This is a genomic window from Dermacoccus sp. Ellin185 (genome assembly GCF_000152185.1).
In the GTDB taxonomy this organism is placed as follows: Bacteria; Actinomycetota; Actinomycetes; order Actinomycetales; family Dermatophilaceae; genus Dermacoccus; species Dermacoccus nishinomiyaensis.
Genome location: NZ_AEIQ01000016.1, coordinates 1 through 17,674 on the forward strand (window position 1 = coordinate 1; position 17,674 = coordinate 17,674).

Below are 17,674 nucleotides of genomic sequence, written 5' to 3' on the forward strand. Positions count from 1 at the left end.
CCCTCGCGCGAGCCCCGAGCGGCGTCGTCGGACGACGCGTCGCCATTTTCGTCGTGCTGCGCGTCGTCACCGCGACGGCGGCGGCTGCGCGAACGCGCGGGGCGCGGCTGCTCGTCGGCCTCGTCGTCGGTGTCGTCGTCGCCACCTGCGCGGCCGGCGGGTGCCTCGTCACGCGGCGACTCGTCATCGGCACGGCGCGAGCGGCGGGGCACGCGCGTCATCGGGTCGGCGGCCTGGAACACGAGGCCGAACGCGGCGCCGGCGGGCGCACCCTGGCCCGAGTCGCCATCGGTGACGTCCTCGTCACCGTCGGTGGCCTCGACCTCGTCGCTCGTGTCAGCGTCCTGCGCGGGCTCGGCCTGCGACGCGGAGAAGGGGCTGCCGGCCGCGAACGGGCTGGCGAAGGGGAATTCAAGATTTTCGGGGGCCACGGGGCCCTCCTTCTTCGTCGGCACGACGTGTGCCACAGAAAGACCACCTGGGCCTTGCACGCGCCGCGGCGCGGATCGTTCGTATCGCCTGCGATCGTTCGTGTCCGCAGGACGGAAGTCGTCTTCTACGTGGCTCGTCGGCTCGCGCTGCGCGCGGCACCGGACGTCACGCCGCAGAGCTTCTCGGTCGGCGGCTTCGCATGACGATGCGTCGGCCACCCTCGCGCGATTCGCGGTGCACCGGCTGCGGCTCGCGCCGCATCACCTGCGCTCCGACGGCGCGGTCGGAAGGTTCTGCGGGAGCGGCAGGCTCTGTGAGACCTGCACGTTCCACTCGCATTATCGCACAGTCACCCCACGAGTGTCGGCAGGTCGGCACCCTCGTGTCCACGTGGCGTCGCATGCCTCACCCACGCCGGGCCTGCCCCACGAATGCGGCGACCCACGAGTCCGTCGGACGGCGCTTTTCAGGCGTCGAACGGGTCGCTGACGCGGCCGCCGGCTTCGAGAATGCCCTGTGCGAGACGCGTCATGAGCGGCGAACGCGGCACCTGCAGGCCCGTCAGCTCGGTGAGACCGGTCATGACATCGATGGGGCGCACCGCGGGCGTCGTGTGCTGGATCGTCATCGTCCAGCGCACGAGGTCACGTCCGTCGGCATCGCCGGCGCGCACGAGCACGACGTCGGAGGCGAGGACGGCCTGACGCACATCGAACTCGCGCACACCCGACTTCGTCATGCGGGTGACGAGCAGCTCGGCGCGATCCATGAACGTCGCCACGGCGTCGGTGATCGTCTCGAGCGTGACGCCTTCGAAGTCGAGCTGCCACACGCTGGCCTGGAGCAGGTCGGCGAGCGCTCCCGGTGCGGCCTCGACGACGCGCAGCACGGCCATGTCCTGCGGCAACGATTCGTCGAGCGCTGCGCGCAGCGCATCGAGGTCGCACTGCTGCGTCAACTGCAGCTGGAAGTACTCGGCCTCGGAGGCGGCCCCCGTCGGCGCGGCGTTCGCGTACGAGATGCGCGGGTGCGGGTGGAAGCCGGCGGAGAACGCCATCGGCACCCCCGCGCGACGCACGGCACGCTCGAGGGCGCGCTGGAAGTCACGCGTCGAGGAGAAACGCAGACGTCCACGCTTGGCGTACCTCACCGAGACCTTCTGGACGGCGGGTGCGGGGGGCGGACCTTCGGGAACTCGCTGACGTGCCACGAGCACGAGCCTACCGTTGACGCAAGGACGCGCGGATCACCGCACCGTCGCTCGGCTCGCCGGCGCGACGAGGCACGCGATTCAGCGGATGACGCGGGTGACGGCGGCCGTCGCGCCCTCGAGGGGCCCACGCGACCACGGTTCGCGCGAGACCAGCGAGCGCCACACCATCGGCAACACGAGGGCGCCGACGCACAGGACGCCGACGTTGCCCCACGCGTCGTCGCGCTCGCCGGGATGCACCTCACGCACGTACCAGGCGAGGTACGCGATCTGCAGGACGTAGACACTCAACGTCATCGACCCCGCGGCGGCGAGCGCCGGCAGGCAGAAGCGCTCCGGCACGACGGCGAACCAGGCGAGCGCGAATCCCCCGACGAGCAGCACCTCGAGCACGATCTCGAGGTGGCTGCCGTCGTACGGTTCGAACGCGAGGCGTCCCGACGTCTTCGCCGCCATGAGCAACGCGGCCCCTGCGAGTGCGACGAGGCCCGCCAGGCCCGCGCTCCACGCGGGGACGCCTCGCGTCCAGCGACACAGCACGATGCCGAGGCAGGTGAAGACGAGCAGCGTCGTCAGGCGGTAGTGCGGCCCGGCGAGCACGATGTCCCACAACCGGTGGCCCACGTCGTCGCCGGCGACGAGAGCCTCGGTGCTGCGGGTGCGGCCCCAGCTCAGCAGGGCGGGTGCGGCAGCCCATGACGTCGTGGCGATCCCGAGCAGCACCGTGTCGGGCAGCCGCGCCAGCAGGGGCGCGAACAGCGTCGGCAGGGCGAGGTAGACGAGGACGACGTCGACCTGCGCACCCCACGGCTCGATCCACAACCCGAGCGCGACGAGCACGGCCGCGCGCACCCCGGCCCGGACGAACGCGACGGGCAGCCCGGCGTTGCCACGGTCCGCGATCATCGCGCTGATGCCGATGAGGAGCGCGAACAACGGCGCCGTCGCGAACTCGGTCAACGCCGCCAGTCGGAACGGGCCGTCGTTCGGGGCACAGTGGGCGACGAACATCGACACGAGGGCGAGCCCGCGCAGCATGTCGACGCGCGCATCGCGCCCGTCGACGCCGCGGCGAGCACGTCGTGGGCTCACTGGCGTCTCACCGTGGCCCCGTCGAGACGAGTCGCCTCGTCATGACGCCGCGCCCACGTCAGTGCGCGTGGTCGGCGGCGGCCAACTTCTTCGCGCCCTCACCGAGGACGGTGAGCGGCAGCAGCGTCTTGCCCGTGGGGCCGATCTGGATGTCGGTGTCCATCTGCGGGCACACGCCGCAGTCGAAGCACGGCGTCCAGCGGCAGTCGTCGACTTCTTCCTCGGAGAGGGCATCCTGCCAGTCCTGCCACAGCCAGTCCTTGTCGAGACCGGAGTCGAGGTGATCCCAGGGCAGCACCTCGAGCTCGCCGCGCTCACGCGTCGTGTACCAGTCGACGTCGATCGGGTGCTCGGAGGCGGCGAAGACCGCGTCGGCCTGCTCCATCCAGCGCTCGTAGCTGAAGTGCTCGCTCCAGCCGTCGAAGCGGCCGCCGTCACGCCACACGGCCTCGATGACGGCGCCGACGCGGCGGTCGCCGCGGCTCAGCAGACCCTCGACGATGCCGGGCTTGCCGTCGTGGTAACGCATGCCGATGCTCGAACCGAACTTCTTGTCGGCTCGGATGGCGTCCTTGAGCTTCTTGAGCCGCTCGTCCGTGGCCTCGGCCGACAGCTGAGCGCACCACTGGAACGGCGTGTGCGGCTTCGGTACGAACCCGCCGATGGAGACGGTGCAGCGGATGTCCTTGCGGCCGCTCACCTGGCGTCCGGTCTCGATGACGCGGCGCGCCATGTCGGCGATCTGCAGGACGTCCTCGTCGGTCTCGGTGGGCAGGCCGCACATGAAGTACAGCTTCACCTGGCGCCAGCCCGCGCCGTATGCCGCGGCAACGGTGTTGATGAGGTCGTCCTCGGAGACCATCTTGTTGATGACCTTGCGGATGCGCTCGCTGCCGCCCTCGGGCGCGAACGTCAGACCCGAGCGGCGGCCGTTGCGCGTCAGCTCGTTGGCGAGGTCGATGTTGAACGCGTCGACGCGCGTCGACGGCAGCGACAGACCCGTCTGCGTGCCCTCGTAACGGTCGGCGAGGCCCTTGGAGATCTCGGCGATCTCGGTGTGATCGGCGGAGCTCAGCGAGAGCAGGCCCACCTCCTCGAAGCCGGTCGCGGCGAGGCCCTTCTCGACCATCTCGCCGATGCCGGTGATCGAACGCTCGCGCACGGGGCGCGTGATCATGCCGGCCTGGCAGAAACGGCAACCACGCGTGCAGCCGCGGAAGATCTCGACGCTCATCCGCTCGTGGACGGACTCAGCCATCGGCACGAGCGGCTGCTTCGGGTAAGGCCACTCGTCGAGATCCATGACGGTGTGCTTCGCGACGCGCCACGGCACACCGTGCGCCTCCTCGCTCAGCACGACACGCTGGATGCGCCCGTCGGGCAGGTAGTCGACCTCGTACATCGACGGCACGTAGACGCTGCCCGTGCGCGCGAGTTCGAGCAGCAGCCCGCGACGCCCGCCGGGGCGCTCGGCGAGCTTCCACTCCTTGATGATGTCGGTGATGAGCAGGACGGCCTCTTCGCCGTCACCGATGACGGCGGCGTCGATGAAGTCGGCGATCGGCTCGGGGTTGAACGCCGAGTGCCCGCCCGCGAGGACGATCGGGTCGTCGATCGTGCGCTCGTCGGCATGCAGGGGGATTCCGCCGAGGTCGAGCGCCGTCAGCATGTTCGTGTACCCGAGTTCGGTCGAGAACGACATGCCGAGCACGTCGAAGTCGCGCACGCTGCGGTGTCCGTCGACGGTGAACTGCGGCACGCCCGCCTCACGCATCTTCGCCTCCATGTCCGGCCACATGGAGTAGGTGCGCTCGGCGAGCGCGTCGTCACGCTCGTTGAGCACTTCGTACAGGATCATGACGCCCTGGTTGGGCACGCCGACCTCGTAGGCGTCGGGGTACATGAGGGCCCAGCGCGTCGTCAGCTCCTGCCCGTCGGGGCCGTAGCCGCCGCAGTTCCAGTCCTTGACCTGGGCGTTGAGCTCGCCACCGACGTACTGGATCGGCTTGTTCACCTGCTCCAGTAGCGGCTCGAGATCGTGGAAGACAGACTCACCAGACATGTCCACCAGGGTAGTTCGGCCCAGGACGAGCGGCCAATCGTCGCCGGCGCGCCCGCTCAGGCGCTGCCCGTCTCACCTCCACGGCGTGACGCCGCCACGAGCGCGGCGACGAAGGCGTCGACGTCCTCGTCGCGGGTGTCGAACGAGCACATCCAGCGCACCTCGCCGCGTGCCTCGTCCCAGTCGTAGAACCGGTAGCTCTCGCGCAGTCGGTTCGCGACGTCGGCCGGCAGCGTCGCGAAGACGGCGTTGACCTGAGTCGGCTGCGTGAACGCGACCTCACCGAGCGCACCGCGCGCCTGCTCGGCCTCGATCCCGGCCCGCAGGCGTCGCGCCGCAGCGTTGGCCTGCGTCGCGTTCTCGCGCCACAGCTCACCGTCGTAGAGCGCGAGCAACTGCGCGGAGACGAAGCGCATCTTCGACGTCAGCTGCATGAGGAACTTGCGCGAGAACCCGAGCCCCGCACACGCCTCGGGCGTCAGCGCCACGACGGCCTCGGCGAGCATCGCGCCGTTCTTCGTGCCACCGAGGCTGATGGCGTCGACGCCGGCGTCCGTCGTGATGGCGCGCAGCGGCACCTCCAGCGCGGCGGCCGCGTTCGACAACCGCGCGCCGTCGAGGTGCACCTTGAGCCCTAGTCGGTGCGAGTGCTCGGCGATCGCGGCGATCTCGTCGGGCGTGTAGAGCGTGCCCAACTCGCTCGACTGCGTGATCGACACGACGCCGGCCTGGGCGCGGTGCTCATCCCCGAAACCCCATGCCTCGCGGTTGATGAGCTCCGGGGTGAGCTTGCCGTCCTCGGTCTCGACCGTGAGCAGCTTGAGCCCGCCGGTGCGCTCCGGCGCTCCACCCTCGTCGACGTGGATGTGCGCCGTCGTCGCGGCGATGACGGCGCCCCAGCGCGGCAGCATCGACTGCAGCGCGAGGACGTTCGCGCCCGTGCCGTTGAAGACCGGGTAGGCGATCGCGTCGTCACCGAAGTGGCCCCGCACGACCTCCTGCAGCCGCTGCGTGTAGTCGTCCGCACCGTAAGCGCCCTGGTGGCCGCCGTTGGCCGCGGCGAGCGCCTCGACGACGCGGGGGTGCATCCCCGCGTAGTTGTCGGACGCGAAGTCGCGCCGCGCGGTGTCGTGCAGCGCCTCGAACGGTTCGTGCTTCATCGTCGTCTCCTCAGTCATCGCGGCCCGTGATCCCTCGCGTCGAAGCGATGACGGGCGCCATCTTGCGCTCGAGCGCCTCGAAGAACATCGACAGCGGGAACTCGTCGTCGAGCACCGCGTCGGTGTAGCCCTTCGGCGGCCCCGCGAGCACCCCGTCGGGCAGCCCGCGCGCCCACACCGACGCCGGGTGCGGCGTCAGGACGGAACGGATCAGCTCGTACGCCGCGAGCCAGTGCGCGACCTTGGGGCGGTCGATCGAGCGCCAGTACAGCTCGTCGACGGCGTCGGCGAGTTCGATGATGCAGGCGGGCAGGCGCGACCACTCGACGGTGAGCTTCGAGTCCGTCCAGTTCATCACGCCACGCTGGTGCAGCCACGCGAACAGCAGCTGCCCGCCGAGACCGTCGTAGTTGCGCACACGGCCACCGGTGAGCGCGAACCGGAAGATCCGATCGAGCAGGACGGCGTACTGCACGCCGCGCGCATGCGTCAGCGTGTCACGCTCCACGGCGGTCAGGTTCTCCCCCGCGACGACACGCTCGCCGAGACGACGCTCGAGGTCGACGCAGTGACGGAACGCCGTGAGGTCGCAGCGCAACTCCTCGAGCGAGTAGAGGAAGTACGGCATGCGCTGCTTGATCATGAACGGGTCGAACGGGAGATCGCCGCGCATGTGGCTGCGGTCGTGGATGAGATCCCACATGATGAAGGTCGCCTCGGTGAGCGACTGATCCTCGAGCATCGCCTGCGCCCCGCTCGGCAATTCGAGCTTCGTGATGCGCGCGGCTTCGCTGACGACGCGCCGGTAGCGCGCTGCCTCACGGTCCTGGAAGATCGCACCCCAGGTGAAGACGGGCGTCTCACGCGTCGCGACGGTCTCGGGGAACAGCACGGCCGAGTTCGTGTCGTAGCCGGAGGTGAAGTCGACGAAGCGCAGCGGCACGAACAGCGGGTTCTCGTACTCGCGCTCGAGGGTGTCGATGAACTCCGGCCAGATCACCTCGACGAGGACGGCCTCGAGGTGACGGTTCGGCGAACCGTTCTGGGTGTACATCGGGAACACGACGAGGTGGCGAACGCCGTCCTCGCGCTGGTTCTGCGGGTCGAATGCGACGAGCGAGTCGAGGAAGTCGGGCACGCCGAAACCGTCGTCGGCCCACCGGCGCAGGTCGACGACGAGCGCGTCGAGGTAGGCGGCGTCGTGCGGGAACGACGGCGCGAGCGCCTCGATCGCCGTCACGGCGCGCTCGAGCTCGGCGCCTGCGGCGCCGGCGTCAGCCTCGGGGGCGAGAGAGCCATCCTTGACCTGCATCGCGGCGATGGCCTCGCATGCGGCCTTGAGCTCGCTCCACGCGGTGGTGTCCTCGACGACCTCGGGCTCCCCGACGACGGCCTTGACCTCACGGGTGGACGTGAGCAGCTGGGCACTGGACATGGACAACCTCCGATCGCTGAGTGCGAGCCGATGTAAGCGGCAAAGGGACTTGACGCCCCTCACACTATCGCGAGACGAAGGGTGGTGATGACCTGAGGCACGCGTGACCTGCGCGGACTCGGCGCGGGTGCGGGCACGCGAACGGGGCACCGAGCGTCATCGCCTCGAATGCCCCGTTCGTCGACCCGCGCGGCGGGCGGGTGTCAGTCGGTGTAGAGCTCGTCGAGGTCGTCCTTGAACTTCTTGACGACGACGCGGCGCTTGATCTTCATGCTGGGGGTGATCTCACCCTCCTCGACCGACAGGTCGCGCGGCAGGATGATGAAACGCTTGATCTGCTCCCAGCGGTTGAGACGCAGGTTCATCTCGTCGACGTAGCCCTGCACCATCTCACGGCACGCATCGCTCGTCACGACGTCGCGGTAGCTCTTGCCGGCCATGCCGTTCTTCTCGGCCCACTCGGCGATGGCGTCCTCGTCGAGCGTGATGATCGCGGAGACGAACTTGCGGCCATCGCCCTCGACAACGAGGTTCGAGGCGTATGGGCAGACGCCCTTGAACATCGCCTCGATGGCGCCGGGCGAGACGTACTTGCCGTTCGATGTCTTGAACAGATCCTTCTTGCGGTCGGTGATGCGAATGTGGCCCGACTCGGAGATCTCACCGATGTCACCGGTGTGGAACCAGCCGTCCGTCAGCACCTCGGCGGTCTCGCGCTCGAGGTTCCAGTAGCCCTGCATGACGCCGGGACCCTTGACGAGCAGTTCGTCGTCCTCACCGAGCTTGAACTCGGTGCCCGGCAGCGGCCAACCGACGGTGCCGACCTGGTTCGCGCCGAGGTAGGGACGGTTGACGCTCGCCGCCGCCGAAGACTCCGACAGGCCGTAGCCCTCGAGGATCGGCAGACCGATCGCGGAGAACCACAGCGCGATGTCCTTGTTGAGCGCCGCCGAGCCGGAGATGAAGTAGCGCACGTGACCGCCGAAGCGGGCGCGAATCTTCGACAGGATGATCTTGTCGGCCAACTTGTACTCGATCGCGAGACGCCCGGACGGCTCGCGGCCGTCGGCGCGCTCGTTGGCCACCTTGGTGCCGACCTCCACGGCCCAGCGGTACAGCTTGAGCTTCGCGCCGCCGTCGGCCTCCATCATCGTGTTGATCTTGCCGTACACCTTCTCGAAGATGCGCGGCGCGGCGCCCATCCACGTCGGCTGCGTCTCGGGCAGGTTGTCGATGATCTTGTCGACGCGACCGTCGACGACCGTCGGGAAACCGACCTGGATCGGCAGGCACAGCAGCATTTTGCCGAACACGTGTGACAAGGGCAGCCACAGGTACTGCACGTCACCCGCGTTGAGCAGACCGGTCGAGTCGACGGCGGACGCCTCGTACGTCCAGCAGTCGTGCGACAGGCGCACACCCTTCGCCTTGCCCGTCGTGCCCGAGGTGTAGATGAGGGTCGCGAGGTGCTGCGGCTTGATGCCGGCGACGCGGTCGTCGATGACGTCGGGCGTCTCCTCGAGACGGGTGCGGCCGAGCTCGCGCAGCTCGTCGAGCGTCATGACCCACTCGCCGTCACCCTCGCCGTCGAAGACGACGACCTTGACGACGTCGGGGATCTGCTCGCGCCCGCTACGCAGCTTCTCGACCTGACCGGTGTCCTCGGCGAACACGACGCGCGAGCCCGAGTCGGTGAGGATGTGGACGACGTCGGCGAGCTGGCTCGTCGGGTACACGGTCGTCGTCGCCGCGCCGGCGAGCATGTTGCCCAGGTCCGCGAGGACCCACTCCAGGCGGGTCGAGGAGGCGATGGCGACGCGGTCCTCGGCGTCCACGCCGAGCGCGACGAGGCCCGCCGCGATCTGACGGGCGTGCGTGTCGGTCTGCGCCCACGTCATCGACTTCCAGGCGCCGCCCTGCGGGAAGCGGTACGCCTCGTCCTGGCCGGACTTCGCGACGCGGTCGATGAACAGATGCGCGACGCTGCGGGCTCGGTTGTCGATGAGATCGCGCTCGAACTTCTCGTCGGCGATGTTCATGACCATGGGTAGGCGCCTCCAGTCGCAACTCGGCAGAGTGGTTACTCGCCAGTTTTCTTAGGTATAGCCCTCACCCTAGGCGAGAGCGGCGGGTCTTTTGGACGTTTCCGACGAGCCCGATCGCGGCCCAGCACGAAAACATGCTCGATCCACCGTACGAGACGAAAGGCAGCGGCACCCCCGTGACGGGCATGAGACCGAGGTTCATCCCGAGGTTCTCGAGCGTCTGGACGACGAACCATCCGGCGAGCGCGACGCAGACGAGGCGCGCGAAATCGTCCTCCGAACGGCGCGCCACGTGCAGCATGCGGACGACGACGAACAGCTCGAGCGCGACGACGCCCACGGCCCCGACGAACCCGAGCTCCTCCCCCGCGACGGAGAATACGAAGTCGGTGTACTGGAACGGGATGAACCCGCCCTGCGTCGAGCGTCCCTCGAACAAGCCCTGACCGAACAACCCCCCGGAGCCGATGGCCGTCTTGACCTGCGCCACCTGGTAGCCGATGCCACTCGGGTCGGCGGTGGGGTCGACGAACGCGAGCAGCCGGTCGCGCTGATAGGGCGCGAGCACGGGGGTGAACAGGGCGACGGCGACGACTCCCGCGAGCGCGGTGCCCGCGCCGAGCAGCACCCGCCGTCGCACCCCGGGGACGAGCAGCGCCGATACCGCGAGCAGGGTGAGGACGACGGCTGAGCCGAAGTCGGGTTGCAGCATGATGAGCGCGAGGGGCACGGCGACGACGGCGAGCGGCAACCGCAGCTGCCGCAGGCCGAGGGGGCGCGGGTCGTCGCGGTCGGCGAGGACGGACGCGAGCGCCACGGCGAGCGCGACCTTCGCCATCTCCGACGGCTGGATCGAGAAGCCGGGCACTTCGATCCACGAGCGCGAACCGTTGATCGTGCTGCCGAGCGGTGTCAAGACGGCGAGGAGGGCGAACAACGCGACGAGGTAGATCGCCGGGGCGAGCGCGCGCAACGTCCGCGGATCGAGACGCATGATGAGCGCCGCGAGGCCCACTCCGATGACGGCGTTGATGACGCCGCGCACGGCGAAGGCGGTGCCGGAGACGTGTGCGGTGGCCGACCACGTCAGCAGGATGCCGATGCCGGTGAGGCCGGCCGCCGCCGTCAGCAGGCCGAGGTCGAGGCGTGCGAGGTCGGCGAGGACGCGTCGCGGCTCGCGTCGCGCTGCGTTCACGCAGGCGCGAGCAGGTCGCGTGCCGCCTCGACGTCGCGCGTCATCTGCTCGATCAGTGCCTCGATCGAGTCGAATTTCACGTTGCCGCGCAGGTGCTGCACGAACTCGACGGCAACGATCTCGCCGTACAGGTCGAGGTCGGTGCGGTCGAGGACATACGCCTCGACCGTGCGCTCGGGGATGTCGAACGTCGGGTTCGTGCCGACGCTGATGGCGGCGGGCAAGCGGTATTCGGGGTCGTCCTGGGCGAGCGAGCGACGCACGAGCCACCCGGCGTACACACCGTCAGCGGGGACGACGCCCTCGGCGTCCCGCGCGAGGTTGGCCGTCGGGAAACCGAGTTCGCGCCCGCGCTGGAAGCCCTTGACGACCTCCCCGACGACGCAGTGGTTGCGCCCGAGCACCTCGGCGGCCTCATCGACCTTGCCGCCCGCGATGAGCTCGCGCACCTGCGACGACGACCAGCGCACGCCCGGGCCGACGTCGTCGAGGGCGATGACGTCGAAGCCGAACTCGCCGCCGAGCTCGCTCAGCGTCCTGATGTCGCCAGAGTTCTTCACGCCGAAGCGGGTGTCCTTGCCGACGACGACGCAGCCCGCATGCAGGGCGTCGACGAACGTCGTCTCGACGAACTCGCGCGGCGTCTGCGCGGCGAGCTCGCGGGTGAACGGCATGACGACGACGGCGTCGAGGCCGAGCTGTTCGAGCAGGAACAGCCGGTCCTTCATGCCCGTCAGCATCTCGGGCGCCTTGTCGGGCGCGAGGACGGCGAGGGGGTGCGGCTCGAACGTCACGGCGACGCTCTTGAGCGCACGGGCGTGAGCCTCTTGCGCGACGCGCTGCATCACGGCGGCGTGGCCGCGGTGGACGCCGTCGAAGTTTCCGAGTGTGACGACGGTGGGCCCGAAGTCGGCGGGCAGGTCGTGGGGGTCAGTCAGGCGCAGCACGACGCCACCTTATCCGCCCGTGGACAGCTCTCGCTCGTCCATGCGTGCGAGACGCCACACGGCGAGCGCGCCAGCCCACGTCAGCACGAAGAGCGCGACGATGACGTACCCGACCGAGTCGAGCGGGATCGAACCCAGCCAGGCGACCGGGCCGCTCGTGATGTTCCACTTGTCGCTCACGACGCCGGCCAGTTCGATCGTGCCGATGACGAGGGCGACGAACACCGACAGACCCGTCACGGTCGCGTTGTAGTAGAGCCGTCGCAGCGGTTTGGCGAAGGCCCATTCGTAGGCGCGGGACATGAAGATGCCGTCGATCGAGTCGAGCAGGCTCATGCCGGCGGCGAAGATGATCGGCAGGGTGAGGATCGCGTACCACGGCAGCGCGAAGGCCGCCGCCCCGCTCGCGAGGACGAGCAGCGAGATCTCGGTGGCCGTGTCGAAGCCGAGGCCGAACAGGAACCCTGTCGGGTACATCTGAACCGGCTTCGTGATCGACTTCGTCGCGCCCCGCAGGATGCGGGCGAAGAATCCGCGGCCATCGAGATGCCCCTCGAGCGCTTGCTCGTCGAGGCGGCCTTCACGCGCCCCGCGCCAGACGCGCACGATGCCGATGAGACTCATGAGGTTGAGGATGCCGATGACCCACAGGAAGACGCCGGAGACCGTCGGGCCGAAGACGCCGAGCCACTGGTGCAGCGTCGAGTCGTCGTCCTTCACCGGCCCGGCGATGGCCTTGATCCCGAGCGCGAGAAGCAGACACATCGTGAACACGACGCTCGAGTGGCCGAGGGAGAACCAGAAACCGACCGACACGGGCTTGTTCTCGCGACGGTCGGTGAGCAGCTTGCGCGTCGTGTTGTCGATGGCCGCGATGTGGTCGGCGTCGAAGGCGTGACGCATGCCGAGGGTATAGGCGGTGAGGCCGAGGCCGATGCCGAACAGCTGCTTGTGCCCGTCCGAGGTGATCTGCAGGTTCTGCGGTTCGACGACGAACGCGAGCACCCCCCACCCGACGACGTGCAGCAGCGCGACGAAACCCGCCATGCCGAGGATCGAGCGCTTCTCGTGGGCGTTGAACCCGTGCCACCAGCCGGTCAGACGGCTCATCGCCCATCCTTCGTCTCGTCGTGCGTTGCAGCGTCACCTTACCGCCCGGTGCGACAGCTTCGCACCTGGGCGAGCGTGGCGTGCGTCGCGGGCGCTGCGGGCGCCGCGGGTGGTGACCGCGGCGCGCGCTGCCTGCAGGCTCAGGCCGGGAAGGTGACACGCGACTTCGCGGTGTCGGCTCGCTCGTCGAGGATCGCGGCGAGACGCCCGTCGGGCGCGATCGCCGCGACCGTCTCCTCCCCGCGGTGCGCCGAGGCGATCCGCTGGCCGTACCCGAGGGCTCGTTCTTCCTCGGCGTCGAGATCGTGGACGACGAAGGAATCCGCCGCGGCCTGCGCCATCGGGATGACGCGCGGGACGCCGCCGTGCCCGGCCTGCTCGGCGATCGTCTCCAGCGTCGCCGCGTCCTCGAGGGTGAACGCGCCGACGCGGGTGCGCCGCAGCGCTGTCAGGTGCCCGCCGACGCCGAGCGCGGCGCCGAGATCGCGGGCGAGGGCGCGCACGTAGGTACCCGAGGTCACCTCGACGACGACGTCGAGGTCGACCACGGGCATGCCGTCGTCCGTGCTCGCCTCACGCACGTCGAGCACCTCGAAGCGGCTGACGGTGACGGAACGCGCGGCGAGGGCGACGTCCTCTCCCCCACGCACGCGGGCGTAGGAGCGCTTACCGTCGACCTTGATCGCGCTGACGCTGCTCGGCACCTGCTCGATGTCGCCGCTGAGCGAGGCGACGGCCGCCGCGAGGGCCTCGTCGCTCAGCTCCGCGCGCGTCAACGGCGTCGAGGCCGTGACGCCGCCCTCCGCGTCGTCGGTGATCGTCGTCTGGCCGAGGCGAATCGTCGCGGTGTACTCCTTGTCGCACCCGACGAGGAACGTCAGCAGCTTCGTCGCCTTGTTGACGCCGAGCACGAGCACGCCCGTCGCCATCGGGTCGAGTGTGCCGGCGTGGCCGACGCGGCGCGTGTTCGCGAGGCGCCGCATGCGGCCGACGACGTCGTGCGAGGTCCATCCGGCGGGCTTGTCGACGAGGACGAGCCCGTCGGGCGTCTGCGGACGCGCCTCGCGGCGAGGGCGCTGCTCGGCAGCGGACTCGCTCACGCCTCGTCGGCGGGTTCGGCCGGCTTCTTGTACGGGTCCGCCTCGCCCGCGTAGGCGGCGGTAGAGCGGTTACGGGCCAGTTCCTCGTCACGGGCGCGCGTCTGGGCGAGCACGTCCTCGAGGTGTGCGGCGCCCTCGGGGATCGCGTCGGCGATGAACTCGAGCGTCGGCGTGAGACGGATGCCGAGGCCCTTGCCGACGTGGCTGCGGATGCGGCCCTTGTTGTCGGCGAGCGCTTCGGCCGTCGCGGCGCGCTCCTCGTCGCTGCCGAAGACGGTGTAGAACACGGACGCGTTCTGCAGGTCGCCGGTGACGCGCACGTCGGTGATCGTGAGGAAGCCGACGCGCTCGTCCTTGAGACGGAACTCGACGTACTCGGCGACGAGGGACTTGATGCGGTCGGCGACCTTGCGGGCGCGGGCCTGGTCGGCCATGGATGCCTCCTGATGCTGAAGTGAACTGCCCCAACCCTAGGCGATGGGCGCAGGCGGCGGCTCGACGACGCAGCCGGGCGCGGCCGTTACCGATCAGGGTGTCCCGTATGTACCGCTCAGCCCTTGCGCGCGACGACGATGTCGCGATCGATCGAGGCGTCGACGCGGTGACGGAAGGCGTCGGCGGCGACGTGCCCCTGCGTCGGGCCGTCCACGCCGTGGCCGTGCACGACGGTGAAGCCGTGAGCCTCGAGCACTTCTGCCATCGCCTCGGGCCCGGCGACGTGACGGTTGTACGCGAGGCCGATCGTGCCGCCGGTGCGCAGCGCGTCGTGCCAGCCGGGCAGCGCGCGATCGAGCAGGCGCAACGGTGAACGGGCGAGCCGCTCGCCATTGCTACCGTGGCTGCCGTGCTGCACGCCGTAGGGCAGGTCAGTGACGACGACGTCGACGCTCGCGCGGCGCATGACGTCCGGCAGCTTGGTGGTGTCCATCGACAGGTACGTCACCTGCTGGGTGCGCCCCGCCTTCCAGTCCTCCTTGCTGGGAGCCGTCTCGAGCTCGAGGGCGCGACCGTACGTGCGGCCGCTGCGACGGATCTGTGTCGCGTCGATCTCGTGCTTGAGGCGGTGCGTGCGCAGCCACGTCGTGATGAACGCCTGGTACTGCTCGAAGTCGCCCTTGTCGACCTCGATGCCGGTGATGTCGAGGCCGCGCAGCAGACACGTGTTGAGCGTCGTGCCGCGCCCGCACATGGGGTCGAGGACGTGCAGCGTGCCGTCGAGCAGCTGTGCGGGACGCTTGCTCAGCGCCGCGGTGACGTTGAGCAGCAGGTGCGTGAACTGCTCGTTCGTCTTGCCCTGGTACTTCTGGATCGTGACGACGTCATCGGTGTAGAGCCTTCGTCGCTCCAGCGGGGTCGGGCTCAGCAGCCCGTCGCGCGCGCCGAAGAGCGCGAACGCGCCGCTGGCCTCGGAGACGACGCGGTCGAGCCGGTCGTCGTCACCGGCGACGGCGAGGTAGTCGACCCCTGCCACGGTGACGGGTTCGACGCTCGCCTCGATGCCGAGCGCACCCGCGAGCAGCGTGATCTCCGCAGCGTTGAGGCGCGCCGCGTCCCCCGCGTACACGCGGTTCGACGACGGCGCGAGCAGCAGCAGGCGCCCGTCCGGCGCCACGTCGGGCGGGGGCGAGACATCGGGGTTCAGCACGGGAGCGTCGAGAGTCACGGGCCCCATTCTGCCCGATCTGCCGCGCGCGGCCGATGCCGCATGGCGCCGCGCAGCGCCGTGGCCCGGTGCCACGGCTGACTCACGACATACACGACGGCGACCCCGCCCGAACCCCGGTGTGCGGGGTTCGAGCGGGGTCGCATCCGACCATGTGTCCGAGGCGATGAGGTCATCGCCTCGGACACGGCGAGGCGTCAGGCTCGGGGGATCTCCACCATCTCGTACGTGGTGATGAGGTCGCCCGTCTGGACGTCGTTGTGCGAACCGAGGTTGATACCGCACTCGAAGCCCTCGCGGACCTCGGTGACGTCGTCCTTGAAGCGTCGCAGACCGGCGATCTCGAGGCCTTCGACGATGACGACACCGTCGCGCGTGATGCGCGCCTTGGCGCCACGCTTGATCTCGCCGCTCCTGACCATCGATCCGGCGATGTTGCCGAACTTGGACGATCGGAAGATCTCGCGGATCTCGGCGGAGCCCGTCTCGCGCTCCTCGTACTCCGGCTTGAGCATGCCCTTGAGGGCGAGCTCGATCTCCTCGATCGCCTGGTAGATGACCGAGTAGTAACGGATCTCGACGCCTTCCTTCTCGGCGTACTCCGCGTTCTGGCCTTCGGCGCGAACATTGAAGCCGACGATGATGGCGTCTGAGGCGACGGCGAGGTTGATGTTGTTCATCGTGATCGCGCCGACACCACGGTCGATGATCCGCAGGTCGACGTCGTCGCCCACGTCGATCTGGAGCAACGCGTCCTCGAGGGCTTCGACCGAACCCGACACGTCACCCTTGAGGATGAGGTTGAGGGTCTCGACCTTGCCCGCCGCGAGGTGCTCGTTGAGGTCCTCGAGGCTGATGCGCTTGCGCGCCTTGGCCAGCGAGGCCTGACGGTCGGCCGCTTCACGCTTCTCGGCGATCTGACGGGCCGTGCGGTCGTCCGGAGCGACGATGAACGTGTCACCGGCGCGCGGCACCGAGGCCAGACCGGTGACGAGCACCGGGCGGCTCGGGCCCGCTTCGGCGACGTTCTGGCCGTGCTCGTCGAGCATGGCGCGAACGCGTCCGTAGGCCTGACCCGTGACGATGGCGTCACCGACGCGCAACGTACCGGACTGCACGAGAACCGTCGCGACGGCACCGCGACCACGGTCGAGGTTGGCCTCGATCGCGACACCACGGGCGTCCTTGTTCGGGTTCGCACGCAGGTCGAGCGCGGCGTCGGCGGTGAGCAGCACGGCCTCGAGCAGCGAGTCGATGTTCTGACCCTGGCGGGCCGAGACGTCGACGAACATCGTGTCGCCGCCGTACTCCTCGGCGATGAGGTTGTACTCGGTGAGCTGCTGACGCACCTTCGCCGGGTTCGCGCCGTCGACGTCGATCTTGTTGACCGCGACGACGATCGGCACGTTCGCCGCCTGGGCGTGGTTGAGCGCCTCGATCGTCTGCGGCATCACGCCGTCATCGGCGGCGACCACGAGGATCGCGATGTCGGTGACCTTCGCACCGCGGGCACGCATGGCAGTGAACGCCTCGTGACCCGGGGTGTCGATGAACGTGATCGGACGGTCGACGCCCTCGTGCTCCTTGTGGACCTGGTAGGCACCGATGTGCTGGGTGATGCCGCCGGCTTCGCCCTGCGCGACGTCCGCGTTGCGGATCGCGTCGAGCAGGCGCGTCTTTCCGTGGTCGACGTGACCCATGACGGTGACGACCGGCGGACGCTGCTCGAGCACGTCGTCGCTCTCGCCCTCGGCCTCGGCGTCGAGGTCGATGTTGAACTGGCCAAAGAGCTCGCGCTCCTCCTCCTCCGGGGAGACGACACGGATGTCGTAGCCGAGCTCGGCGCCGAGCAGCTGGAACGTGTCCTCGTCCAGCGACTGCGTCGCCGTCGCCATCTCACCGAGGTGGAACAGCACGGTGACGAGCGATGCGGGGTTCGCGTCGATCTTGTCGGCGAAGTCCGTCAGCGACGCACCGCGACGCACCTGGATGATCGTCGAACCGTTGCCGCGAGGAACGCTCACACCACCGATCGACGGCGCCTGCATCTGCTCGAACTCTTGACGCTTCGCGCGCTTGCTCTTGCGGCCGCGCACCTTGCTGCCACCGCGACCGAACGCACCCTGGGTGCCGCCGCGGCCACCGGGGCCACGACCGCCGCCACCGGGACGACCGGCGAAACCGCCGCCGCCGGGACGACCACCCGCACCGGGACGACCG

13 protein-coding genes and 1 pseudogene are annotated in these 17,674 nt (G+C 69.4%); all 14 read right to left on the reverse strand.

Features of this window, described 5'->3' with window-relative positions; genetic code table 11:
* Nucleotides 1–431: pseudogene (locus HMPREF0321_RS00780) on the reverse strand (hypothetical protein); the annotation flags it as partial.
* 467 nt (nucleotides 432–898) lie between these two features.
* On the reverse strand, nucleotides 899–1,648 hold the full coding sequence (locus tag HMPREF0321_RS00785; RefSeq protein ID WP_006943458.1) for a TIGR03936 family radical SAM-associated protein: 750 nt from the start codon (nucleotides 1,646–1,648) through the stop codon (nucleotides 899–901).
* Between the two features lie 75 nt (nucleotides 1,649–1,723).
* Nucleotides 1,724–2,737, reverse strand: coding sequence for an OpgC domain-containing protein (locus tag HMPREF0321_RS00790; RefSeq protein WP_006943471.1), 1,014 nt, complete (start codon nucleotides 2,735–2,737; stop codon nucleotides 1,724–1,726).
* 58 nt (nucleotides 2,738–2,795) lie between these two features.
* A complete protein-coding gene (locus HMPREF0321_RS00795; RefSeq protein WP_038571155.1) occupies nucleotides 2,796–4,799 on the reverse strand; it encodes a TIGR03960 family B12-binding radical SAM protein in 2,004 nt (667 codons plus the stop codon).
* Between the two features lie 56 nt (nucleotides 4,800–4,855).
* Nucleotides 4,856–5,959 (reverse strand): low specificity L-threonine aldolase, encoded by a 1,104-nt coding sequence (locus HMPREF0321_RS00800; RefSeq protein WP_006943470.1) that lies wholly within the window; start codon nucleotides 5,957–5,959, stop codon nucleotides 4,856–4,858.
* Nucleotides 5,960–5,969: 10 nt separating this feature from the next.
* Nucleotides 5,970–7,394 carry a DUF6421 family protein gene (locus HMPREF0321_RS00805; RefSeq protein ID WP_006943468.1) on the reverse strand — a complete coding sequence of 475 codons (1,425 nt, stop codon included), beginning with the start codon at nucleotides 7,392–7,394 and terminating at the stop codon, nucleotides 5,970–5,972.
* A gap of 203 nt (nucleotides 7,395–7,597) precedes the next feature.
* Complete coding sequence (locus HMPREF0321_RS00810; protein ID WP_006943465.1) at nucleotides 7,598–9,439, reverse strand: long-chain fatty acid--CoA ligase; 1,842 nt, start codon at nucleotides 9,437–9,439, stop codon at nucleotides 7,598–7,600.
* A 64-nt stretch (nucleotides 9,440–9,503) separates the two neighbouring features.
* Nucleotides 9,504–10,634: a rod shape-determining protein RodA gene (rodA, locus tag HMPREF0321_RS00815; RefSeq protein ID WP_006943464.1), complete on the reverse strand. Its 1,131-nt coding sequence runs from the start codon at nucleotides 10,632–10,634 to the stop codon at nucleotides 9,504–9,506.
* Nucleotides 10,631–11,581 (reverse strand): bifunctional riboflavin kinase/FAD synthetase, encoded by a 951-nt coding sequence (locus HMPREF0321_RS00820; RefSeq protein ID WP_006943460.1) that lies wholly within the window; start codon nucleotides 11,579–11,581, stop codon nucleotides 10,631–10,633. The genes rodA and HMPREF0321_RS00820 overlap by 4 nt, the downstream gene beginning before the upstream one ends.
* A 9-nt stretch (nucleotides 11,582–11,590) precedes the next feature.
* Nucleotides 11,591–12,691 carry a HoxN/HupN/NixA family nickel/cobalt transporter gene (locus HMPREF0321_RS00825; protein WP_006943463.1) on the reverse strand — a complete coding sequence of 367 codons (1,101 nt, stop codon included), beginning with the start codon at nucleotides 12,689–12,691 and terminating at the stop codon, nucleotides 11,591–11,593.
* 140 nt (nucleotides 12,692–12,831) lie between these two features.
* Nucleotides 12,832–13,791, reverse strand: a complete 960-nt coding sequence (gene truB, locus HMPREF0321_RS00830; RefSeq protein ID WP_006943467.1) for a tRNA pseudouridine(55) synthase TruB — start codon at nucleotides 13,789–13,791, stop codon at nucleotides 12,832–12,834.
* Nucleotides 13,788–14,225: a 30S ribosome-binding factor RbfA gene (gene rbfA, locus HMPREF0321_RS00835; RefSeq protein ID WP_006943469.1), complete on the reverse strand. Its 438-nt coding sequence runs from the start codon at nucleotides 14,223–14,225 to the stop codon at nucleotides 13,788–13,790. Before rbfA ends, truB begins: the two co-directional genes overlap by 4 nt.
* A 116-nt stretch (nucleotides 14,226–14,341) precedes the next feature.
* Nucleotides 14,342–15,454 carry a TRM11 family methyltransferase gene (locus tag HMPREF0321_RS00840; RefSeq protein ID WP_006943459.1) on the reverse strand — a complete coding sequence of 371 codons (1,113 nt, stop codon included), beginning with the start codon at nucleotides 15,452–15,454 and terminating at the stop codon, nucleotides 14,342–14,344.
* A gap of 197 nt (nucleotides 15,455–15,651) precedes the next feature.
* Nucleotides 15,652–17,674: translation initiation factor IF-2 (gene infB, locus HMPREF0321_RS00845; RefSeq protein WP_006943461.1), on the reverse strand; the 2,023-nt coding region annotated here is incomplete at its 5' end.

What these genes read in the sequence shown, in the direction of transcription:
- HMPREF0321_RS00795 (WP_038571155.1), bottom strand. Translation starts at nt 4,799, where the DNA reads ATGTCTGGTGAGTCTGTCTTCCACGATCTCGAGCCGCTACTGGAGCAG.
- HMPREF0321_RS00800 (WP_006943470.1), bottom strand. Translation starts at nt 5,959, where the DNA reads ATGAAGCACGAACCGTTCGAGGCGCTGCACGACACCGCGCGGCGCGAC.
- HMPREF0321_RS00805 (WP_006943468.1), bottom strand. Translation starts at nt 7,394, where the DNA reads ATGTCCAGTGCCCAGCTGCTCACGTCCACCCGTGAGGTCAAGGCCGTC.
- HMPREF0321_RS00810 (WP_006943465.1), bottom strand. Translation starts at nt 9,439, where the DNA reads ATGGTCATGAACATCGCCGACGAGAAGTTCGAGCGCGATCTCATCGAC.
- HMPREF0321_RS00825 (WP_006943463.1), bottom strand. Translation starts at nt 12,691, where the DNA reads ATGAGCCGTCTGACCGGCTGGTGGCACGGGTTCAACGCCCACGAGAAG.
- rbfA (WP_006943469.1), bottom strand. Translation starts at nt 14,225, where the DNA reads ATGGCCGACCAGGCCCGCGCCCGCAAGGTCGCCGACCGCATCAAGTCC.